Raw genomic sequence first — 22071 nt, forward strand, 5'->3', positions numbered from 1 at the left:
TAGAATCAATCGTAACTTTTTTGACTAGCTCATCATTCTTCTTTCGAATCTCTCGAATGATAAACCAAATACTGGAAAATAAGGCATAAAGCACCAAGATAAATAATAAATCAAACATCCTAACAATAAATGGGTTTGCTGGCCCCTTTAACAAGAAAAAACTAATTGTTCCAATCATACTTTCATCTCCCGTATAAACTGTTTCATAGAATCGCCTATCTGAATAGTGCGATTTTATGAATGCTCTAGAATTAGATTATTCACCCTCATATAACCAAATAAGTAAAGATATGTTTACCTATAGTATAGTTTAATCTCGCGAAAAGTAAAGATATATTTACCTTCAGAGTAAAAAAATCTGATTGTTACTTTTTCTTTTGAAAGATGTCGATCCCTTTATAAAACTATCTCAATTGAGTTTATCCCTCCATCACCCGATCCTGCATGATCCCCGCTGCTTTCAAAAACATACAGGTAATGATCGGTCCCACGAAGCTGAAGCCTCTTTTCTTCATATCCTTTGCGATCACCGTCGCTTCCGGCAAAGTGTTCGGGACCTCATCCGTCATTTCGTACTGATGAATGACAGGTACTCCCCCTACAAAATCCCACAGATAATCAGCAAAACTATCGTACTCCTCTAGCAGTTTGACGATCGCCCGCGCATTTTGGACGACTGCTTTAATTTTCCGCGTATTACGGATCATCTCTGGGTCTTTGGCGACCCGCTCGATATCATCTGGAAAGAAGGCGGCTACTTTGCGAAAATCCATCCCGCAAAAATTTCGTTCAAATACTTCTCGTTTGCTGGCGGCCGCCTGCCAGCTTAATCCAGCTTGAAAAACACCAATCGTCAACAATAAAAAAAGCATTTGATCATCATGGGTCGGTTCGCCCCAGCGATCGCTGTACCATTGAGATTTATTCATTGTCGTTGCACCACCTTTAATTCATTCATCATACAGCTATCTTTGTTTAAATGTACAATTATTAATCAAAAATACGAAGAAGGAAACTTATTTGTACTTTGTAAACTATTTTTAACGGGCTAAGCCAGATAGAAAAACCGGCTTTTCAGCCGGTTCGTTTACTATACTTCTTTGTGACACACTGCTTCAATATTGGAGCCATCTGGATCGAAGACAAAGGCGCCATAATAATTCTCATGATAATGGGGGCGCAAACCTGGTGCACCGTTGTCCGCTCCACCGGCCTTCATCGCTGCTTCATAAAACTCATCAACCGTTGCCCGATCCTTCGCACTAAAAGCCAGATGGATCTTGTTAGGCTCCATTGCTCCGATCCATAAGTCCCCGCCATCAGCTCCGAAGCAAATGGCATTATCCATCTCAATCTTAACCTGATAGCCTAACGGTTTTAATGCTGCTTCATAAAACGCTTTGCTTTTCGCTAAATCAGTAACACCAATACTCAAATGATCAATCATATACTACACCTTCCTCTTCGTTAAATTAATTTCAGTATAGCGGAAAAAACGTTCGCAACCAAGAGAAGTTCCAGATAATGTATTTTCACACTCAATATAGGCTTCGCTATCGTTTTTAACAACCCGCTTTGTTCGTATCGACGTCTCATTAAGTAAATCAGAATTAAAACCGATCATCGTTTTTTCTGAAATCAAAAGTCACTCACTTTTTCCGTTAGTAGGACAAAATATTGCTGTTGATGCCTTTTTACTTAATCAATGAACTGTTTTTTTGAAAAAAATCAGAGCCCATAATTTGAACTGATTTTAATATTTTTGGTGTCTCTATCCTAATAACGAACATTCAATAAAAAAAAATGAATTTTTTTAGGAAAATCACATTCGACTCGAAGACCAATTCACAAATCGATAAACAATTCGTATTAATTGACGAATTTTTAATGTCAATAAGCTATTTCCATCAAGAATTAGGTCAATAAGGCTATGCTAAAATTAATTTATAAGCAACATTTAGTCTGTTTTAAATAATCGTCGCTTCGAAATAACGGAATAATAATAGAAAGGGTGGAAGTTATGTTTAGAGAACTGTTCTTAACCAATCAGCAGCAGAAAAAGATCCATTTTTTCAAGCTAATGGAAGGCTATCCAGAAGGGGAATATTCTGTCCACACACTTAGTCATAAATTTGAGTGCAACTACCAGTCCTTTTTACAGATGCTGCGAGAACTTAACGAATCACTCCTTGAACTAAATGAAGCTCCTCTGTTTATTGAAACTTCGAAGATTTATTGGAAGAGCGATCCCAGTCGATCCAATCGATTCTTAATCTCACAGGTCAAACACTCCGTTCCGTATCGTTTTATCGTGAATTCCCTCTTTCAACCTGAAAAAAGTCTAGCGGATTTCAGCAAAGAAACTCATGTCAGCGAGTCCACGATTTTACGTAGAATGCACCCTCTGATCGATTATTTAACCGAATGCGGAATCCAGCTGAACTTTTCAAAAATGGCGCTCACTGGGCATGAAGCAGTGATTCGTCTATTCTATATTAAGACGCTTTGGTCTGCGTCATTTGGTGAAGATCTAGCGAAGTGCAAATTTGATTTTACCGCCGAAGACAATCTGATCAGAGATTTGATGTCCGTCTTCTCTTTACATATCCATCCGAAATTACTTCGTTTGATGCTTTGTGTCTGCCGCCTGCGAAATGAACAAAAAAAATATTTAAACGAAGCTCCTTTTGACGATCTCTTATTTTCTCAATCGACCCAAATGCTTGAAATCTACCTTTCTAAGATTTTAGATTCTCCAGTCCAAGTCAAAAGAAATATCGAATTTTTCAATTATCTAATTTACTACTACCCTTACTGTGTGAAAAAAGAGCCTCACATGGTCAACCCGTTAATGATTTACTACAATCGAAATGTTGAAGAGCGGGATCCTTTGTGTTTGGCGATCGACAGCTTTTATCGCTATTGCTCTGGGGAACTGCTGCAAAATGTATTAGGCGAACAAGAAGAAAAAACATTGTTGAACAACATTGCCCGAACCTTCTTAGGCTATTCGATTCAAAAGAAAAAAATCCCGTTGCTTTTTGAAACAGGCAATAAGGAACAATTTGTACAATCCGAGCTATATTGCAGGCTCTATCCAGCGATCAAAAAAGCGATCAAAAAACTAAGCCGCCGTAGGAAACTGGAATGGCTGGCAAGAGTAAATGACTCGCTTTCAAAAACGCTATGCCTAAGTCTCTTACCGCTTTTTATCGCCAATGATGAAAAAATCCGTGTCGGATTAGTCTCCATTCCTAACTATCTTTACTTACAGCATGTCGTCAAATTTCTAAATAATTTGAATTTCATCGAAATTGTTTTCCAACCAGAGCCAGACGAACCGATCGACCTTTTTATTACAACGTTCAAGGAATTATTACCATCCCAAAACAGCGATTATTATTTGATCAATGTTTTGAATGCTGATTATACATCCGACCTGCTGCCGCAGTTGCTGGCGATCCAAAATGAAAAAAGATTTGCATAAAAAAATCGTCTGGCTCGATTCGAGTCAAACGATTTTTTTTAGCTATTTTTTTGCAGGTCTTCATAGAACGCTGCTTTAGTAGCAGAGATATATGGTGCCAACCAAAAATAGGCGATTCCCAAAGTCAGGGCTGTCACGAAATACCAGCCGATGAAGGTCACATCCAACCAGAACAATCGGCCTTTGTGCCCGTCCATCAACCGGCGACTCGCCGTGATCGTATCCAGTACTTTTGGTTTCTCACCCGTTTGCTGGATGTGATCGTAATAGATGAAAAAGCTTTGCGAATACGCATAGGCTTTTACGATCCCTGGAATAACGAACAAGAGCGTCCATAAAGAAGTAAAGATATTTGTAAGCAACGCTAGTAGGACCACGCCGCCGATAAATACACCCTGGAACCCGCGAAACGCATCTTTAAATGGTTCGATTCCTGCACGTTCCCCTCTTAATAGATCCAAGTACGTCCAAGAAATTCCACTCATAAACAATGCGCTAATAATTGACGAGACAAGACTGGTTCCCCCGCCGCCAGTATTATTTTGCTGATACTCGGTAACAGAAGAAACGATATTGTCTCCTGACCCATTAATAAAAAAACAAATGATACCTGATACTACGACGAAAAAGGTCACTGCCAATCCCAATAATGTCGGAATCAAATTTAGTATTACTGCTTGTCCCCATTTGCCTCTCAATGCGGCTTTCGCTTCTGCTTTTAGCTCAGCAGTCGTTTTCATAAAAATTTCCCCTCTCTTTCTCCTCATTTTAGTATATCAGGGCGAACTTAGAAAGCTTTTTGCTGAAACAAAATGAAAGAAGCCTACTCTATTTGATTCAGCATTTGCCAAAAATCAGCGAGCAGACGAGATTGATATCGGCTTTTACGAACCAGGACAGAGATATCATTCGTCAGCTGCCAGTCTGCCACCTTGAGTTCTTTCAGTTTTCCCTGTGCGATCTCGCCCTTCACTAAGCGGTAAGGTAGAACAGACAGTCCAAAACCAGCTTTGACTGCTGAAATGAGTGTCTGGGAATCCACACTTTCCCAGATTGGAAAAAGTTTAAATCCTTGAAGTACCGCCGCCGATTCAAACGTTTCCCGCACCGCACTCCCTCTTTCCCGCAGCAATAGTGGCTGCTGCAACAGCTCCGCGAAGCTTAATTTCGCTTGGGCAAATGCTGGTTCCGCAATTACACATAAGCGATAATCTGCAATTTTTTTTGCATCAAAAGAGGGCTGCAGGATATGGCCTTCAATAAAAGCCAAGTCCACTTCCCCTGCTTCTAAACGCGCAATTGATTCCGAAGCAGGAAAAACCTGCACATTGAAATGCGCCTCTGGATATTCCGCATTAAATGTTTGCAGCAGCTGCGGCAACTCGGTCTGTGCGTAAGTAATGCAGGAAGCGATTTTTAACGGCGGTTGGTTGTCCAAATTCGGCAAATGTGCTTCGACAGCTTCAAATTCTTCTACTATCGGCTGGATCTCCCTTAAGAATAATTCACCGGCTGGCGTCAGCTTGACGCTGCGATGCAGACGTTCAAAAAGCTGCGTACCTGCTTCCTCCTCCAGATCCTTGATTGCATGAGAAACGGCTGATTGGGTCAAAAATAAATGATTCGCTGCTTTAGTAAAATTATTTGTCTTCGCGATCTCACGAAAAATGACGCACTGTTTGAAGTTCATACTAGCTCCTTTATGATGAATTGAATTCATATCTAACTATTAATATTATCATTTCACACATGGCAAACCAAGTCTTATACTAGAAAGATAGTAGTAAGAGAAGAAAGGTTGTTTACATGTCGAAAATCAGATTTTACTCATGGTTAGCTGGGATTAATCTATTCATTAGTACCTTCACCTTTGGCGGCGGCTACGTGGTTGTTCCCATGATCCGAAAATATTATGTCGAAAAAAAGGGCTTGTTTACAAACGATGAGCTCATTCAAATGGCCGCTGTCGCCCAATCCTCACCCGGGGCCATCGCCATCAATCTAAGTGTATTAGCCGGGAAAAAGGTCGCTGGCACACTTGGCGTCTTCATCAGTGCCATCTGTGCGGTCATCCCGCCGTTAGTGATCATCGGCTTGATCTCAAATTGGTATGCTGCCTTTGCCACGAATCAAGCTGTCATGGCCGTCTTAAAAGGAATGCAGGCATGTGTGGCAGCGCTGATCATCGATATCGTAATCGATATGTATCAGCTGATCCGCCAAGAAGACTCTAAATTGTTGAATGCCTTAGTTCCCATCGCATTTATCGGAAATGCCTTTTTCAATCTTAATGTCATCTACATTTTATTATTCAGTGTTGGAATCTGCCTGCTCCATACTTATTTCCAACAAACAAGGGAGGCTTGATGATGCAATTATTTTGGACATTTCTAAAAATCGGCTTATTCAGTATTGGCGGCGGCTATGCCATCATTCCGGTGATTCAGGAACAGGTCGTTCATCAGCAGGGTTGGTTAAGTGAACGCGTCTTTAGCAATATTATCACCATTTCCCAGATGACTCCCGGTCCAATCGCCGTGAACACCTCCACCTTTGTGGGTATGCAGATCAATGGAGTCACTGGCGCAATTGTCGCGACGATTGGTTGTATTTTAGGCGGCGCCGTTATTTCCATTAGTCTATATCAGTTTTTCCAAAAGCATAATGAATCACTTTACGTCTCCACTGTTCTGGAAAGCTTGAAAGCTTCTTCGGTTGGTTTGATCATGTCGGCTGGCTTTACGATCCTGCTGCTGACCTTTTTCGAGACCTCGGAATTCTCCAGCAGTATTCTTGCGCAGTTTGACTGGAAGGCCGCTATTTTATTCGTTGTCTCTCTAGTGATCCTGCGCAAATTCAAACCAAATCCGATCCTTTTGATGTGTTTAGCCGGTGTCGTAGGATTCTTTATCTATTAAGAAAGAGGCACTCTCTGCTGAGAATGCCTCTTTCGTTTATTTTATGACAACAGCGCTTCTTGTTCCCGCTCCTGTTCATAATATTCCAATGCGGTACTAGTTAAGAGATAACCTTCACCCCAAGAAGTTTGAACCGTTTCTCCTACCACGCCGTCTTTTTTGAAGGCGATGCGCAGTTTCTTGATTAGGATCGAAAGCTGCGCTAAACGTGATTTCGTTGCGCCGTCCTTCCACAAACACTCGCATAATTCTTCTCGTGAGATGACTTTGCCATTTGCTTGATAAAGCTGCTCTAACGCACGCCGCTCTAATTTTGATAAAGACAGCGAACCAGTCGGAGTAGTTTCATTTCCGTCGCTGATCCGACTTCCCACCAATGATAAAATGACTTCCTGTGAGGTTGGATATTTTTCCCACTGACAAAGATTTTCCCGCAGTTCTTCAACAGTCGCTTCCTCACTGATCCAGCCATGAATTCCTTCTAGCTGCTTCTCTGGCTCCCTCTCCAGCTTCCGCAAAATAGTTTTCGATTCCGGCAGCAAAGTCAAAAGCTGCTGCAGCTCATTTTCTGAGATTGTTTCGCTGAGGATGATATAGTCAAAATAATTAATCATCGGCAGCCTTTTAGCCTGCTGAGTCATTAAATAGAACATGTTTGAGCAACAAAAAACCTCATAATTCAATCGCTGCAGCTTCGCTTGGAGTTTCTGTTCCACTAAAATATTTTTTGTTAAAAGCAACACAGATCCCATTTTCTTCACCTCTCTTTATCGATCATTTGATTTACTCATCATTTCGTCGCTGAAATTTTTTCTTAAGCTGTTTGTTCATTTGTTCGGTCATTTTGGTGCTGACACTGAATAGAATGCCCTTTCCGATAAAGAAACCCGTAAGTATTACTACAAAAGATAGAACCATGGTTTTTGCCGGAACATTCCAGACAAAAAACTGACTGCAGCCGATGAATGTTGAAAAAATAATGAAAAGGTAAGCTACTTGAATCCAAAGAATTCCAAGAAAATCTACCAGCGAATCAATGTAAAAGATGCCGCAACCAACCCCAGCGATCAAGGAAAAAATCAGGATGGAAAAAACATTTTCGTTTGTTAAATTTGCGCCCGTAAAGAGCGCAAAAACGATACTCAAGGTAAATATGAATGAAACAATAATCGTTAAATCACGTACAACAATCCATTTATTCATACTCACTCCTCCATCCCTAATTGATTTTTTAAGTTTCGGACATAATTTCTAGAGATAGAAATTTTTTCGCCATTCTTCAACTTTACGATCAATCGTCCATTGAAGGTTGGACTGATTAATTCAATTTTTTCAATATTCAGAATTACTGACTTAGAGACGCGTATATACTGTGTGTCTTTATATTTTTCTTCTAATTGGTAGAGTTTTTCTTTGATCTCAAAAACTTCATCTTTCGTGTATAAAAAAACTTTTTTCTCCACTGCTTCAAAGTAATAAACATCCTTCAATTTTATCTTTTGCAGATGTTCATCTTTGGTTACCCACAAAAAAGCATTTTTTACCTGCAGAGAATTGATCAATCGCAGTAAATCATCATCTAATGATTTTACTTTTAGGACGAGTTCTTCCTCTCCTTCGTCAATGATATCCACTTTAATTTTGATAGAAAAACCTCCCAACCTTACCAGAATATTATACATAAAAAACAAATATAATTGTTTTAATTCCTTCTGTTATTTATTTTATATGAAAAGTCTGTTTGATTGATTTTATCTATCCAAAGGAGATACTGTTGTTTTTTTCCGATCAACACGTATTCTCCTCCTCTTACATCAACCTTTTTTATCAATGCTTCAGAATCAAGCTGTAATACAACAGGTTTACTTGCCTCAAGCACAGGCTTGTTACTTTTTTTATAACACAGTTTATAATCGTCATTTTCAGGATTAACAATTGAAATAGTATAGCAATGGTGTGCGATGATCTGCTTTTTGATTCGCCGCCAAAATAGATACAGGATACCAATGAAAGCAAGGATGCCCAAGGCGATCACTAAGAATAACAGCCATTTTTGTTTTTTCTTGAGAGCGGCCAGTTCTTGTTTGGCTTTAGTCGGCAGCTTCGTTCGTTCGCCGGTCACCAGTAAGCGATGAGAGTTGACCATATAGGGCGTGCAGGTGAGCAGTGTGACTAAATCTTTTTGCGGTTCAATTTTTAATTGCTCGGTTTCTTCCGGTTTGACCACTTGTATTTTTTTTACCTTGTACGCAAAAGTATTCCCGCCAATCTCGATGTAAAAGAGGTCCTTCTTTTTTAACTCGGGCAGATCGCTAAAAAATTTCGCTTTCGACAATCCGCGGTGGGCAGAGATTACTGCATGAGTATTTTCCCCGCCGATCGGATAAGAGGTTCCCTCTAACAAGGAAGAGCCCCGTTCAAGAAAAAAATCACTGGTCCGATCGAAAATCGGCAAGCTGACATCGATCTTAGGAATCGAGATAGTGCCAATCGTATGATCCGATAAATAATCAGGATTTTTCGAAAAATCCTTTTCATCCTCTTTACCGGAAAAAGGATCTCCGCCAGCATTGATACCTTCTAACGCCAGCTTGGCATTTTTTTCTAGCATCTTTTTTTGCGAAGCAGCCATATTTTTTTGATCCTCGCGATTCGCCTTTTCTTGCGCGTCCTCAATAATACGCTGATCAAGATACGACATGACTGTATTCCCCACAAAAGGATAGGCAATGGCCCCAATCCCAAATATCAAAATCAGCATCATGAGGACGTCGACGATGATCTTTCTCTGCCATTTCTTCATTGAGCCACTCCCTTTAATACAAAGGCCGAGATTCAAATCACAAGTGATTGATATCCCGGCCTATGATTGATCATTTGTTTGCTTTAGTCTTCAGCTGTTTCTTTATTGCGTAAGAAGTACACGCCAACCGCTAGGACTGCTACTACACCGACTGCGATAATCGCGTAGATGCCGTTGCCGCCTGTTCCTGGCAAAGTACCTTTGCGTTTGTTTTCTACTTCAGTTTCAGAACCGACTACAATTGTTGATGTGTAAGTTCCATAGTCAACAGTAAATGGAATATCTGCTGTCAATGCTACATAGTTATTATTTGGTGCTTTTGTTTCTTCTAACCAGTATTGAACTAATTCTTTGCCCACTGTTGCTGGGTGTGATGGATCCCCGATTGAAGAGCTTCCTGGTACTGTTTCTAAAGGTAAAGCTGTTCCACTTGCATCGTGACTCACAGTTCCTTCAAGACCTGAAACAGTGAATAACCCGCCGCCTGCAGAAGTCAAAACTAAAGCGTCTGTCTTAGTTGTTGACCAACGAGAAGGGCTAGTTGGTGTTGCTTGAGCGATCATGTACTCAGTCACGCCATTGTTTTTACGTTTAACGATGAATTCTGCGCCATCTAATGAAGATCCATTGTCTTGGTCAACTTTTTCAAAGCGACGTCCGTAAGTAATCACATCATCACCAGTCCAAGGTAAGGTTTGTAACCCATTCGTTGGATTATTTTCATATTGTAACGTTGCTTGGTTATCGATCCATGTATCTGGAACTGTATTTTCATCTAAATACATGCGATATTTGAAGACTAATTTTTTCCCAGCGTAAGCACCAAGTTTTGTAACATCGGGTGTTTGATTTGCCAAACTATCTTTATCATTAAAGAATACGTGGAAGATATTGTCATAACCTGTTTTGATCGGTGTTCCACTTGGATCTGCGACTACTGAGAAGTCCACATCACTTATTGCTGTTAAAGTAACTCCATCTGCTTCTACTACATAAAGTCCTTGATTATCTAAATAGTGCAAGTTTGGTTGTGACTCATCACGTAAGAAGAACTGCGTATAACGATAAACTGGATTTAACGGATCATTATTTGCTAAACCGTCGATCCCTACTGGTACATCAAACGTGATCTTAAATTCGATTGGTTCGCCAACAGTGAAATCATCTTTGATTTCTTTTTCTTTTTCTACATCAATATCATCTGTTTGAACGTTTTTTGGATATAAGAAAATTTCAGAAAGCTTGTCATTGGTAGGTGTTCCATCTGCATTCATTTTGTAGACTGGGAAAATCACTACCATGTTGTCTGCTTTATTTGCATTAGAAACGTTGCTTGGACGAGACGTTTCAACGAATAGATAGACAGCATCTTTTTCTACCGAATTTACTGTTACTTTATCTGGTAACGTAAATTTAGTATGACCAGTCGCATCTGTGATTTGCTCAGCAGCTGCTACAGATAGTCCAGCTTCTCCAGCCGCTGCAATCGCATCACGCAAATCATTAACTGACTTAGATGGATCTGCCGCTGCTAGTGTGTAGAATTTTTCCGTTGCATCATAAACCGTGAAACCAACATCTTTTAATGGACGTCCGCCATTGTTCGTATGCCAATCTTCGTCTTTTTCCCCGGTATTTTGAATATCTGTTGGTTTTGTATCATAAGCCCCCTTATAAATATTTACATCAACATCTGTTGATGCTGCTTCGGCTACAAGCCCGCTGCCTAATAATCCAGTAAAGCTGCTTGCCATGAAGATAATAACGCCCAATAATCCCCAAATCTTTCTCTTAATTCTCATGCCTAATACTCCTTTTCGTTTTTCTTAAAATAATCACTGTGAGAACACAGATAACACCAATAACTAATAAATAAATCGATTGAGTCATCCCGGTTTGCGGCAATCGTCGGTCAGGCAAACGATACGTTAATCGCTCGAATATCCCTGGTGTACCGTCGTTCGGACTGCCCGTTGGCGGTAATTTCTTATTTTCACCCTTCTTATTAACGATTTTCAGCGGTTCTTTAGTTTCGCCGCTGGCTTCATTAATCTCAAAATCAATAAAATGATTTTCTGGTAAAAAGTAGCCATCTGGTGCTTTGACTTCTAGCAAGGAATAGTTGCCATATTCCATTCCGTCTAGCTCAAAGAATCCTTGATCGTTTGAGGTCAAAATCAATAGCTCATCCGTGTGTTCATTGCCATACTCGGCTGTGACCCATTCTTTTTTCTTCGTTAGATAAAGCGTGTCTTTATTCGCAACGACAAAGCTTGCATCCTTTAACGCATCGCCGGATTTTTCATCGACTTTTTTGAACTGCTTCTTGCCAGCTATGCGATTGTTGTAAACAACTGGCAGCTTATCCTTTTGCGATAAAGCGCCGACTTCGATTCCGTTGATCAAGATCAGTTGCCGCTGATCTTTTGGTATCTCCACCGCTATTTTGCGTGATTGGTCTGATATTTCGTAACCATCCACTGTTGCGACCTCTTCAAATTGATATGTGCCGCTTTTCAGTCCAAGATTGGGACGGACGATTCCGTCTTGATCAGAAACCATTTTTTTCACACGTTCATCTTTTAAAGGCGAGTCGGTGACATCTTTTTCAGAAAGCCAGTCGCTGACTGAGCCGGCGGTGGTTCTTAAATAGAATTTCTCGCCCTTCTCATTCTTCGATAAAACGAAGCTTGCGCCAGCTAATGGCTTCGTGGATCCGTCATAATCCTTCGCCATTTTGACAAAATAGGGTTCACGAATATACGCTCTGTTTTTGGTGTAAACATGTGTTGCACCTGATGCGAATAATTCGCTGTCTAAAACTAAATAGCTGGATAATCCGTCATGATCGACTGGTAGACTGTCGCCGCTGTCTAATTCGACGATCAGATAGATTTGCTTGTTGCCTGTTTCCAATGAAACGGAGAGCAAGCCATCTTCAGTCACACTATTTCCGCTGCTATCAGTAAAGCTGCCCTTTGCTGTTTCTTTGGTTTGAAGGAATTTGATTCCTTGGTAACGCGACTGGATAGCTGCAAGATTCGCATGATTCGGTGTTGCTAACACCTCTAACTCGTTGCGTAGGACGTTGACCTCGTCAGCGATAAATTCTTTGGCTTGATCCAAAGTAATATTTAAGCCGTTGAGGTAATCACTAACTTCAAAGATGGCAAAGGTCGCTCCATTAACGCCATATGAATCCTTCAACAGCTCCGCATTTCCCAGCTCACCGCTTTGATTGATTTGGCTAGGCGCTTCTTGATTTACAAACAATCGTTTATGGAGATGGACTTGTGTTTCGGCTGCGTTCGCTGATTGAGTCCAGAAAAGACCAACCATACAGACCATTAACAGAGAAAGAATATGCTTCATTTTCATCGTCCATCACCTGCCTTTTTTTGCTTGAATAGTTCGTTCGCAAAATAGAGGAGCACGATCATCAAGGAAACGACTGCCATTCCAATAATCAATGAATGACCATTGCCGCCAGTTTCAGGTAACGTACCCTTCGGATGATTTTCAACCGTTACAACATTGGCCGGTGCTAATTGACCGCCGGTAATCGTGAATGTTACTGGTTTAGAAAGCTGTACATAGCCAGTCGGTGCTTGGGTTTCTACAAAATAGAAGGTTCCTTCTGGCATGCCAGTAATCACTAATTTCCCTGCTGGTGTCACGACATTTTCTAATTGGAAATTCCAAGTCGAGCCCGTTTTGACCGCCTTGTAGGTTCCCTTAGCTGCCGTTCCATCGCCAACTTCCAATTCTTCTGGAGCAAAGAAAGTCGTACCCGCACTATCAGTAGCTACTTTAAATTTCGCGCCCTTCAAGTTCTTATCATTCGTGGCATCTTTCTTCTCCAGCGTTACACCGCCTTCTGCTCGATCATTGGTTACATCATAGGTGATCGTTACACCCTCATCCGTGATCTCGCTGACAGCGGTCTTGCCGTCACCGACAATTTTGTGACCATCCGGAGCTTTGGTTTCCAGCAGGTAGTACTTCCCTAAAGGCAAGCCGGTGATGTTGATCTCACCCTTCGTTCCGGTACTTTCAATAAATTCATATTTTTTACTGGTCGTATTGTACTTGTACTCGTAGTTTTTACCGGTAACAAATTTCGTTCCCATTTTGCTTTCCGAAGTGTCTGGATTAACTAAGTACAATTCAAATTCAGCACCGTTTAGCAGCTCACCATCAGGATTCTTTTTCGTGAGCTTCAATTTTCCGACTTTTTGTCGGTTCTCTCTCGTTACACTGACCTCGTCTCCATCAGCGGTAATTTTGACCGAACCAGACTTGCCATTGTCGTCATACATGTAGCCGTCTGGCGCCGCTTCTTCTTGGAAATAATACTCATCAATTGGCAACCCTGAGACAGTGATTTCTCCTTTTATACCAGTTGCTCCACCATCTTCTACCAATTCATAAGCTTTACTTGTATCGTTGTATTGATACTTATAATTTTTACCCGTTTCCAATAAAACCTGCGGCGTAACCAGCTCACTGCCATCTTTCTTGCGAAGGGTGAACTTGGCACCATTCAGTTTTTCGCCCGTGTCGGCATCTTTTTTTACTAAGGTAATTTTCCCTTTTGCTAGCACATTGTAGGCACTTACCGCAACGCCTTCTGCGGCGCTTTTATCGATCGTAAAATAATACTTACCAGACTCATTTTTTCCATCTGGTGGAACGATCTCCAATTTATCCGTGTATCCTGGATTAGGGTTGTTCAGCTCAACCAAACAATAATTTCCATCTGTCAAATTCTCATAAAGCAAGACACCGTTGCTATCTGTTTTCTTCTTTCCTCCTGTAATCGCGACATAGGTATTTGAACCAGGGGGAGTTTCTTTTCTTAACTCAAACTCGACATTTCTTAAGATAACTTGAGTGTCCTTATCCATCTTCTTCAAACGGAATGTGGTTGGCGGCACGCGAGTTGCACCACCACCCCAGTTACTGACAGTGACTTTACTTGCGTCACTCTCTTCACCAGTATCATTAGTTTCCCAATATACTGTTGCTTTGTTTTCAATAATCGATCCTTCGCCTAGGGTTGTTGTACAAGTGATTCGAACAACAAGTCCAAATGGATAATTATCATTTTCTAAATTCCCATCAACACTGAAATACTTTTCATATGCTTCTTTGGTTTTTTCACCACGAGAGGCAGTCATTTTCCCTGCGGTAACCGCTTTGTCGATTTCATCCCAAATGCGTTCTTTTGCGCTTTTGGCTGCATTACCAAAAAGTAAAAGTCCATTGCTCTTATCATTGGTTAAATTGGGCAAATCCTTAAAATTCATTACCAACAAATTACCGGAGGTGACCCCATAGCACGGATAATTATAGCTTTCAATCCGACTCTCAAAATCAGCATCGGATTCAGAAGGATTTTGTGTGATTAGCTCTAGAGGCAGGTTAGTGTTGGTTCCTGTCGAACTTAACATTTGATGGGAGATAATATTATCCGATGTCATGTTTCCATCTTCATCTGCTGCGTAAATATTCATATAGGTAGAATATTCCAACAAGGTTAGTGAAGGATCTAGTTGGTCTTTTAAAACAACTTTTTTGTACAAATTGGGACTATCACCTTCGAAGGCCTTTTTGTAATTGTCCATCATAATCGGGATATTCCAGTAAACGCGATTACTATTATTGGTCGCTCCACCGCTTTTGGTGATTGGCTTTTGATCCCCAATCGTTTTTCCCGGAAACGACTCAGATGGTTTAGGATCAATTACGATCGGATAGCTTCCAGTTTCTGTATTTCCAATTTGACCACTGCTATTTTCTTTACTCGCAGTTCCATACGCAGTAGCATAACAATCCTGTAACCCATTCCAGTTCTTTTCAACATCAGCATTGAAGGTGATTTTCAAATATTTTTTGGTCCCTATTGTTTCTAGCGTCATATCACCGATTTTATCGCCACCGCTCTCATAAAATGGCACGGTATTGCTGACAGAAGAGAAATTGAAATATTCTTCTGGCAATGCAATATAGATATAGTCACCATCTTTCAAGTTAGCCGAAGATGGAACCGTAAACGTATAATCAAAATAGACACCATCACCGACCTTGATTGTTGGTGGAGAAGGCTGGACAACACCATTTTGTACAATGTAGATAGGTGTATTACTGCCATTCTTGATATAAATATTGTTTAACTTCATATCAGTAATTGAAGTTGTTTTTTCACTTCCAGAAAGTGGTGTGATACCCCCACCTAGGGGTTTTATTGCCTGACTGCTTTCACTCGTTTTCTTTTTGGTGGTACTTTTCTTACTCGTTGTTTCTTTAGTTGGCTGCTCTTGCTTCAGAGCCAGATAAAATTCGTACGCGTTAAAGAAATTCAATGTTACCTGTGATTGTGAACGTACTTGATCAGCTAACTTAAAGTCAAAACTCACTCCTTCAACCGAAGCCTGCTGGTCGCTTTCATTGGTGAACTTTAGTTGATTATCTTCAATTAAGACAGTGATATCTTCGTGTTGATAAAGCTTCTGATCATTTGTCGTGATTTCTGCTGGAAGTCCGTAAGTGCCCTCTTCGTTTTCCCCAATGACCAGATCAAATTGCGCAACAATTGAAGCATCTGGCTCTACCTCTTGCGAAAGAGCTTTCCCCTCAATATCCGTCAGCTGCAGATTCTTTACAAAAGATTCTTCTGACGGCTGCAGGTTCTCAGCGATCGTTTGAAGCGGAAAACTTGATAAGACGATCAGCAGGATTGAAAGTATCGCCCACCAATGGCTTTTGTATTTGTTCATGATACCCTCCTTTCCCCTATGACTTTTCTAACTCCTTTTTCCATTGATCCCCTCCACTCCATCTTTTGATGTACTTATTTCCTAAGCAAAATTCAAGCAAATAATTATGTTCATTCATTATTATAATTACCCGAACTTATACGCTTATAAAATAAATACATAAAATCATTTTGAAATCATTTTTATTATATTCACGCTATTTTTATAAGGCAATATTTCCGGAATAAGATGCATTTCATTAGAATAAGAGGTTAAAATTAAGTCGCAAAACTCATTCTTCGACGTTGGAAATAAGGTAATAATCTAAAAATATTATCTAGAACCACAAAAACATTTTATGTTTCATTATTATTCAATTACTTCGATACAATTAAAGAAGTTCTCCATTTTCTCAAAAATATATAAATAAGATAATAGGGAATAAATATATTTTTATGTAAAAAAAGAAGCCGTATCCTTCCACTTGGATACGACTTCGTGATTAGAGCTTTTCCCATTCTCCTGATTCTCGATAGCTGTCCGCATAGGCTTCAGCCTGTTCAACGATTTCCTGATCATAATGACAATAGGCCAACAGTTTGATCGCATTGCTGCCAGTCGTCACACCCTCTCGCAAGGTATAATCGAACAAAATATCATCCGCTGTGATCACTTCTCGGAAATGATAATTTTCATAGCGTGTACCTAATATCTGACTCAGCTCCACATCATGAGTCGCTAAGCAAATAAAGCAATTAAGCTCGGCGAATTTTTTCAGAATGATCGAAGCGGCAGCGATTCGTTCGATCATGTTGGTTCCTTTAAACATTTCATCCATGAAGATCATGGCGTAGTCATTGGATTCTGCGATCTTTATCAAACGCTTCAATGATTTTATTTCCGCCATATAAAAACTGTCTCCAGTAACAATGTCATCCTTCAAATTCATCGAACTATAAACGTGACAAGGTTTAAAGGTATAACTTTTCGCCAGACACGTATTGAAGAGCTGTCCGAAGATCGTATTGATCGCTAACGTTCGAGCAAATGTTGATTTTCCGCTGGCATTTGAACCTGTGATCAATATCTTATTTCCAATACTGCGAGAATTAGGAACGGGCTCTCTCAATAGCGGGTGGATGATTTCCTCAAAAGTCACCTCATTTGTATCGCTGAAATACGGCTGACAATAATAAGGCAAGCTTTCCCGATAGGAAGCTAGAGAAATACACAATTCGACATACCCAATCGTCTCATATAATTTCAATGCCTCCTTGCGATATTTCTGAAACATTCGGACCATCGCATAATACGCATAGCCATACAAAGAAAAGTACGAAGTAATGATCATCATCAGGCTATTGGATGAGCCAGAAACTTGAACAAGATAATCCGCTAATCCCGTGATATTTTTGAAGACCTTTAGATTCTTACGCAATTGTTCCGTTTCTGCTTTAAAAGCAGGCAAATCGAGCTTCACCATCACCTTAGCAGCCCGAACCATTCTGGTAAACATCCCCATCGCTTCAAAGGCTTGATAGATTTTCCGCAAAACAATCGAAAACAAAATCAATCCCAAGCAAAAGCTCAAACAAACAGCCAAGACACCATAATCAATATCGATCGCCAGCCAAATCAAACTCCCGACCCCGATCACTGTTACTAAAACAATCGGCAGCATCGAGATTTTTGGAAACTTGCTGGGCTCTAATAATAAATCAACCAATTGATTATTCGTCTTCCGTCCAATCCGATAAAAAGCAAATTGCAGCCGTTCACGTGCCTCAGCACTCTCACTCATGCACTGAACAGCTTCTTCAAAATGAGCCAAATCTGGATTTTTCTGTTTTCTGAAGAAATAATAGCTATATTCATCACCAATACTGGACTGCGTATTTTTCATCTGTTTGAAGATCTGATCCATATTCAGATCATTAAAGGTGATATCATCAATCGCCGACTCGTCTGTTTTCTTGTGCTGATAATACTTTTTCATACTGGCATAGTCCCGTTCATCCAACTTCCATTCAGGCTGCTTGCCGTATTCCTCCTTGATTCTCGCTTTGATTTTTAGATTCCGGCGATACAAGAAGTAAAAATAAAATAGAAAGAAAATCCCAACAATCCCTATAGCAATTCCATAATACCCGATAACTCCCAATAACTTTCCCTCGCATTCCTTTTAGAATATCTTACCATTAAAAAACAGCATCCTGATATAGAATCAGCGAGCTGCTTAATGAAGAATATTAACTATTCGAAATACATAAATTTCGCTCTGCTTCTTCTAATCTATGTAAACAAACATGATCCTGATTCTCCAAAAAGACGATGGAGAATTTTAATCAAAAAACAGAATCGAATTGAGCTTTCTAGGTTTCTGTTACCGAGAATGAATGATACAATAGTGAATTGTATTGAACCAGATGCCAGTTTAATAAAAGGCTACAGCTTATTCAGTAAGTTGGAATAGAAAGAATAATTATTTCTGTTGAATTACTACTTTGATAGAAACGAGGAGAATATATTTAATGACCAATGCACTTGAAATAAAAGAGTTAAAAAAAGTCTACGCCACTGGTGTTGAGGCTTTAAAAGGGATTGATCTGACCGTTGAGGAAGGCGATTTTTATGCGCTTCTGGGTCCCAATGGCGCTGGAAAATCCACGACCATCGGAATCATCACTTCTTTAGTCAATAAAACCGCAGGCAAAGTAAAAGTTTTCGACTATGATTTGGACACAGAGCTAGTCATGGCGAAGCAGCAAATCGGCTTAGTGCCGCAGGAATTCAACTTCAATCCGTTTGAGACTGTCCAACAGATCGTTGTTAATCAAGCCGGCTATTATGGGGTTCCCCGTAAAGAAGCCCTGATCCGCAGTGAAAAATATTTGAAGCAATCTGATCTATGGGAGAAGCGCAATGTCAGAGCGCGGATGCTTTCTGGCGGGATGAAGCGCCGCTTAATGATTGCCCGTGCGTTGATGCACGAACCGCGCTTGTTGATCTTGGATGAGCCAACAGCCGGTGTCGATATTGAACTGCGCCGAGAAATGTGGACATTCTTAAGAGAGTTGAATGCCAATGGAACCACGATCATCTTAACGACCCACTATTTGGAAGAAGCCGAGATGCTTTGCCGCAATATTGGGATCATCCAATCTGGTGAACTGATCGAAAACACCAGCATGAAATCTTTACTATCGAAATTACAGTTTGAAACCTTTATTTTTGATCTTGAACCTTATGACAAGCAACCAGTAATCACTGGCTTCAAACATAGCTTTGAAGACGATCAAACCTTAGAAGTGGAAGTCGTACGGGATCAAGGGATCAACGAATTGTTCGAACAATTAACAAGTCAAGGAATCAAAGTCCTTTCCATGCGGAACAAATCCAACCGCTTAGAAGAACTATTCCTGAAAATCACGGAGGAAAATCATGTCTAATCTCTATTTTACTGCCCTTAAAAGTCTGGCAGTCAAAGAAACCAATCGCTATCTGCGGATCTGGGTACAGACTTTAGTTCCGCCAGTCATCACCACCTCGCTGTACTTTGTCATTTTCGGCAATTTGATCGGTGGACGAATCGGTGATATGGCCGGCTTCTCTTATATGGAATTTATCGTTCCCGGGTTGATTATGATGTCGGCGATCACCAGTTCATATGCCAATGTCTCGTCTTCCTTCTTCTCACAGAAATTCCAGAAGAATATTGAAGAAATCTTGGTCGCACCTGTTCCTACTCATATTATTATCTGGGGCTTTGTGACCGGCGGGGTCGGACGCAGTGTTTTAGTAGGATCGTTAGTGACGATCATCTCGCTATTTTTCGTTCCGCTGCATGTATACTCTTGGGCGATAGTAGTTATTACCTTATTAATGACCGCCATCCTATTTTCATTAGCTGGATTATTGAACGGCATCTTCGCTCAATCCTTTGATGATGTGTCGATCGTACCGACCTTTGTTTTACAACCATTGACTTACCTTGGTGGGGTCTTCTACGCTATTTCCATGCTGCCGCCATTCTGGCAAGCTGTCTCAAAAATCAATCCGATCGTCTATATGATCTCCGGTTTTCGCTATGGCTTCCTGGGCGTGATGGACGTATCGATCGTCGTATCAATGTCGATCTTAGTATTATTCATTGTGGTTCTTTACAGCGTTTGCTGGTATTTAATTGATCGCGGGCGTGGGTTAAGAAGTTAAAAAAAGAGAGTTGCATTTGAGCAATTGACTCAAATGCAACTCTTTTTTTATTTTAGTGCTTGCTTCATCATCTGCAACAACTTCTCCACGTCTCCTGGTCTTGTATTTCCGGTCTTAGGATCAATAATCGAACTATAGACATGGGGGATGATTTTTTTGACGCCTGCATCCACCGCTATTTGGACAATCTCCGCAAAATTGTCCAGATCTATCCCGCCGGTTGGCTCCAAGTAGAAATCATATTTAGCACAAGCTTCAGCCACTGCTTGATACTCCTCTTTATGAGACAAGCCCTTCATCGGGAAGTATTTCACCGAGCTGCCCCCCATATCCTGCAGCAGTTTAATTGCTGTTTCGATTGGCACGGTGGCTTCTGGTGCCTGCGAACTTAATGGTCCAGTCGCAATATTGACATAGCCGACTTTTCCAGTTGGTGAGACTAAACCGTTAATGATTGTTTCCTTCTGTCCTAATAGTGCGCGGGAAGTTCCCACCCCAGTAAACACTTGATTGACATGTTGCGGCTGTAAAACAGCGGAGATGCGTGAGACCATTTGACTTTGATTAGGATCACCAGCCCCTAACCCAACAGATAAGGCATTCTCCGTTGCCGCTTGATATAACTTCATATCTGCAATCGCCGCTTCATCGGTAGCATAATTCTTCGACAATACACCTAGTACAACATGCTCTTCTGCAGCATCATAACAATCTTTGGCATTCTCTACAGAATTGGCTAAGACATTTAAACAGATCCGATCATTTAAATAATTGGGACTTAATGACATAGTTCATATTCCTCATTTCATAATTTCTTGCAAACGTTGAACGATTTTCTCCATTTCTTGCTCATTAACCGAACGAACATCAAACTCAATAATTCCGTTATTCGCTTGGTATTCCCGTGTATAAATTGCCGGATTTTCTTCTTTCAGTTCAGCAATGACTTCCTTGGCTGATTTTGAGCCGCTGACTTTAAGACTCCCTCGATAAATATCGCGTCCAGCGCCATCTTGTACAATCTTCGCTTCTAAGCCAGCAATTTGATTGACTACTGCGATAAATGGTTCCAAGCGCTGCTTCATCGCGTTGCCAGATTCGCTGCCATGAGCCAAATAATCTTCCACCGCTTGTGTAAACCCCAACACATTATCCTTGCCGATCTTCATTGAACGGCCGATTCCTTTGCTCTGCAATCTCACCCATTCCACATACTGCTGCTTGCCGATAACTAATCCAGCGCTGGGGCCTTCGATCGCCTTAGCCCCTGAATAAATCACTAGATCGGCACCTGCTTGAGTATAGTTGAAAAGATCCTCTTCCGCAGCGGCATCCACAATCAAAGGGAGATCGTATTTTCTAGCTACTCCGACTGCTTCTTCTACGCTCAGCATACTTTTTTGGACTGTATGATGGCTTTTTATATACAAAATTGCCGCTGTTTCAGCTGTTATCATCATTTCTAAATGTTCCGCTGAACACATATTGGCATAACCGGCCTCAACAACTTTTCCGCCGCCCTGCTGAACCATGACCTCCACCGGAGTACCATAATCCACATTGTGCCCTTTTGGAAGGATGATCTCACGCTTCGTTATCTTAGAAGTATAAGGATGGTACACGTGATAGAGACTGCCTTCGCCAATCACCGCGGCAACAGACTGAGCGATGCCTGCCGAAGCAGAAGAAACGATTTGCGCACCTTCTGTTTTCAGCAAGCCAGCCAGATACTTCCCTGTTTGAACCATTAAATCACTCATCTCAAAGAAATGTTCGCCGCCAAAGCGCTGGGCTTCCATTACTTTTTTCGATACCTTCGACACGCCTAAAATCGTCATTCGTCCAGACGCGTTGATGACTTCTTTTAGACCAAATTTTTCATAGCTGATCATG

At 40.8% G+C, this 22071-nt stretch carries 19 protein-coding genes; 5 read left to right on the forward strand and 14 right to left on the reverse strand.

Translation table 11 applies throughout. The features are described from left to right. Positions 1-419: 419 nt before the first annotated feature. On the reverse strand, positions 420-929 hold the full coding sequence (locus AC4J95_RS12495) for a DNA-3-methyladenine glycosylase I (protein ID WP_494550171.1): 510 nt from the start codon (positions 927-929) through the stop codon (positions 420-422). Positions 930-1090: 161 nt separating this feature from the next. After that, positions 1091-1447 carry a VOC family protein gene (locus tag AC4J95_RS12500; RefSeq protein WP_494550172.1) on the reverse strand — a complete coding sequence of 119 codons (357 nt, stop codon included), beginning with the start codon at positions 1445-1447 and terminating at the stop codon, positions 1091-1093. A gap of 573 nt (positions 1448-2020) precedes the next feature. Between AC4J95_RS12500 and AC4J95_RS12505 the strand changes: the two genes are divergently transcribed. Beyond that, entirely contained in the window at positions 2021-3487 is a 1467-nt protein-coding gene (locus tag AC4J95_RS12505) for a helix-turn-helix domain-containing protein (protein ID WP_494550173.1), read from the forward strand. Between the two features lie 38 nt (positions 3488-3525). On the opposite strand, the gene AC4J95_RS12510 is transcribed toward AC4J95_RS12505, so the two are convergent. Together AC4J95_RS12510 and AC4J95_RS12515 are read right to left on the reverse strand one after the other, a co-directional pair. Continuing rightward, positions 3526-4227, reverse strand: a complete 702-nt coding sequence (locus tag AC4J95_RS12510; RefSeq protein ID WP_494550174.1) for a DUF975 family protein — start codon at positions 4225-4227, stop codon at positions 3526-3528. An 83-nt stretch (positions 4228-4310) separates the two neighbouring features. Then, positions 4311-5177, reverse strand: a complete 867-nt coding sequence (locus AC4J95_RS12515) for a LysR family transcriptional regulator (protein WP_494550175.1) — start codon at positions 5175-5177, stop codon at positions 4311-4313. A gap of 116 nt (positions 5178-5293) precedes the next feature. On the opposite strand from AC4J95_RS12515, the gene AC4J95_RS12520 reads away from it, so the two are divergent. Then, the gene (locus AC4J95_RS12520; RefSeq protein ID WP_494550176.1) at positions 5294-5854 is read left to right on the forward strand and encodes a chromate transporter; all 561 of its coding nucleotides are present in this window, start codon (positions 5294-5296) and stop codon (positions 5852-5854) included. Between the two features lie 2 nt (positions 5855-5856). Continuing rightward, complete coding sequence (locus AC4J95_RS12525; RefSeq protein ID WP_494550177.1) at positions 5857-6405, forward strand: chromate transporter; 549 nt, start codon at positions 5857-5859, stop codon at positions 6403-6405. A gap of 41 nt (positions 6406-6446) precedes the next feature. On the opposite strand, the gene AC4J95_RS12530 is transcribed toward AC4J95_RS12525, so the two are convergent. The 8 genes from AC4J95_RS12530 to AC4J95_RS12565 all read right to left on the reverse strand — a co-directional run bounded on the left by AC4J95_RS12530 (position 6447) and on the right by AC4J95_RS12565 (position 18127). Further along, entirely contained in the window at positions 6447-7157 is a 711-nt protein-coding gene (locus AC4J95_RS12530; RefSeq protein ID WP_494550178.1) for a winged helix-turn-helix domain-containing protein, read from the reverse strand. 31 nt (positions 7158-7188) lie between these two features. Next, positions 7189-7608, reverse strand: a complete 420-nt coding sequence (locus AC4J95_RS12535) for a hypothetical protein (RefSeq protein WP_494550179.1) — start codon at positions 7606-7608, stop codon at positions 7189-7191. A 2-nt stretch (positions 7609-7610) separates the two neighbouring features. Next, positions 7611-8039 carry a LytTR family DNA-binding domain-containing protein gene (locus tag AC4J95_RS12540; protein WP_494550180.1) on the reverse strand — a complete coding sequence of 143 codons (429 nt, stop codon included), beginning with the start codon at positions 8037-8039 and terminating at the stop codon, positions 7611-7613. Positions 8040-8107: 68 nt separating this feature from the next. After that, positions 8108-9208, reverse strand: coding sequence for a class C sortase (locus AC4J95_RS12545; protein ID WP_494550181.1), 1101 nt, complete (start codon positions 9206-9208; stop codon positions 8108-8110). Positions 9209-9291: 83 nt separating this feature from the next. Next, the gene (locus AC4J95_RS12550) at positions 9292-11010 is read right to left on the reverse strand and encodes a SpaH/EbpB family LPXTG-anchored major pilin (protein ID WP_494550182.1); all 1719 of its coding nucleotides are present in this window, start codon (positions 11008-11010) and stop codon (positions 9292-9294) included. Continuing rightward, on the reverse strand, positions 11000-12586 hold the full coding sequence (locus AC4J95_RS12555) for a SpaA isopeptide-forming pilin-related protein (RefSeq protein WP_494550183.1): 1587 nt from the start codon (positions 12584-12586) through the stop codon (positions 11000-11002). The genes AC4J95_RS12550 and AC4J95_RS12555 overlap by 11 nt, the downstream gene beginning before the upstream one ends. Then, the gene (locus tag AC4J95_RS12560; RefSeq protein WP_494550184.1) at positions 12583-15987 is read right to left on the reverse strand and encodes an MSCRAMM family protein; all 3405 of its coding nucleotides are present in this window, start codon (positions 15985-15987) and stop codon (positions 12583-12585) included. The genes AC4J95_RS12555 and AC4J95_RS12560 overlap by 4 nt, the downstream gene beginning before the upstream one ends. Positions 15988-16468: 481 nt before the next feature. Next, positions 16469-18127 (reverse strand): MutS-related protein, encoded by a 1659-nt coding sequence (locus tag AC4J95_RS12565; RefSeq protein ID WP_494550185.1) that lies wholly within the window; start codon positions 18125-18127, stop codon positions 16469-16471. Positions 18128-18497: 370 nt separating this feature from the next. Between AC4J95_RS12565 and AC4J95_RS12570 the strand changes: the two genes are divergently transcribed. Together AC4J95_RS12570 and AC4J95_RS12575 are read left to right on the forward strand one after the other, a co-directional pair. After that, positions 18498-19415, forward strand: coding sequence for an ABC transporter ATP-binding protein (locus AC4J95_RS12570; protein WP_494550186.1), 918 nt, complete (start codon positions 18498-18500; stop codon positions 19413-19415). Beyond that, positions 19408-20178: an ABC transporter permease gene (locus AC4J95_RS12575; protein ID WP_494550187.1), complete on the forward strand. Its 771-nt coding sequence runs from the start codon at positions 19408-19410 to the stop codon at positions 20176-20178. Before AC4J95_RS12570 ends, AC4J95_RS12575 begins: the two co-directional genes overlap by 8 nt. 47 nt (positions 20179-20225) lie before the next feature. Here the strand turns inward: AC4J95_RS12575 and dagF are convergent, their stop codons facing one another. Further along, positions 20226-20966, reverse strand: coding sequence for a 2-dehydro-3-deoxy-phosphogluconate aldolase (dagF, locus tag AC4J95_RS12580; RefSeq protein WP_494550188.1), 741 nt, complete (start codon positions 20964-20966; stop codon positions 20226-20228). A 12-nt stretch (positions 20967-20978) separates the two neighbouring features. Then, the gene (locus AC4J95_RS12585) at positions 20979-22070 is read right to left on the reverse strand and encodes a DgaE family pyridoxal phosphate-dependent ammonia lyase (RefSeq protein ID WP_494550189.1); all 1092 of its coding nucleotides are present in this window, start codon (positions 22068-22070) and stop codon (positions 20979-20981) included. Position 22071 lies beyond the last annotated feature (1 nt).

This window comes from Enterococcus sp. GPZ-007, assembly GCF_059374735.1.

What these genes read in the sequence shown, in the direction of transcription:
- AC4J95_RS12495 (WP_494550171.1), bottom strand. Translation starts at nt 929, where the DNA reads ATGAATAAATCTCAATGGTACAGCGATCGCTGGGGCGAACCGACCCAT.
- AC4J95_RS12500 (WP_494550172.1), bottom strand. Translation starts at nt 1,447, where the DNA reads ATGATTGATCATTTGAGTATTGGTGTTACTGATTTAGCGAAAAGCAAA.
- AC4J95_RS12505 (WP_494550173.1), top strand. Translation starts at nt 2,021, where the DNA reads ATGTTTAGAGAACTGTTCTTAACCAATCAGCAGCAGAAAAAGATCCAT.
- AC4J95_RS12510 (WP_494550174.1), bottom strand. Translation starts at nt 4,227, where the DNA reads ATGAAAACGACTGCTGAGCTAAAAGCAGAAGCGAAAGCCGCATTGAGA.
- AC4J95_RS12515 (WP_494550175.1), bottom strand. Translation starts at nt 5,177, where the DNA reads ATGAACTTCAAACAGTGCGTCATTTTTCGTGAGATCGCGAAGACAAAT.
- AC4J95_RS12520 (WP_494550176.1), top strand. Translation starts at nt 5,294, where the DNA reads ATGTCGAAAATCAGATTTTACTCATGGTTAGCTGGGATTAATCTATTC.
- AC4J95_RS12525 (WP_494550177.1), top strand. Translation starts at nt 5,857, where the DNA reads ATGCAATTATTTTGGACATTTCTAAAAATCGGCTTATTCAGTATTGGC.
- AC4J95_RS12530 (WP_494550178.1), bottom strand. Translation starts at nt 7,157, where the DNA reads ATGGGATCTGTGTTGCTTTTAACAAAAAATATTTTAGTGGAACAGAAA.
- AC4J95_RS12535 (WP_494550179.1), bottom strand. Translation starts at nt 7,608, where the DNA reads ATGAATAAATGGATTGTTGTACGTGATTTAACGATTATTGTTTCATTC.
- AC4J95_RS12545 (WP_494550181.1), bottom strand. Translation starts at nt 9,208, where the DNA reads ATGAAGAAATGGCAGAGAAAGATCATCGTCGACGTCCTCATGATGCTG.
- AC4J95_RS12550 (WP_494550182.1), bottom strand. Translation starts at nt 11,010, where the DNA reads ATGAGAATTAAGAGAAAGATTTGGGGATTATTGGGCGTTATTATCTTC.
- AC4J95_RS12555 (WP_494550183.1), bottom strand. Translation starts at nt 12,586, where the DNA reads ATGAAAATGAAGCATATTCTTTCTCTGTTAATGGTCTGTATGGTTGGT.
- AC4J95_RS12560 (WP_494550184.1), bottom strand. Translation starts at nt 15,987, where the DNA reads ATGAACAAATACAAAAGCCATTGGTGGGCGATACTTTCAATCCTGCTG.
- AC4J95_RS12570 (WP_494550186.1), top strand. Translation starts at nt 18,498, where the DNA reads ATGACCAATGCACTTGAAATAAAAGAGTTAAAAAAAGTCTACGCCACT.
- AC4J95_RS12575 (WP_494550187.1), top strand. Translation starts at nt 19,408, where the DNA reads ATGTCTAATCTCTATTTTACTGCCCTTAAAAGTCTGGCAGTCAAAGAA.
- dagF (WP_494550188.1), bottom strand. Translation starts at nt 20,966, where the DNA reads ATGTCATTAAGTCCCAATTATTTAAATGATCGGATCTGTTTAAATGTC.
- AC4J95_RS12585 (WP_494550189.1), bottom strand. Translation starts at nt 22,070, where the DNA reads ATGATCAGCTATGAAAAATTTGGTCTAAAAGAAGTCATCAACGCGTCT.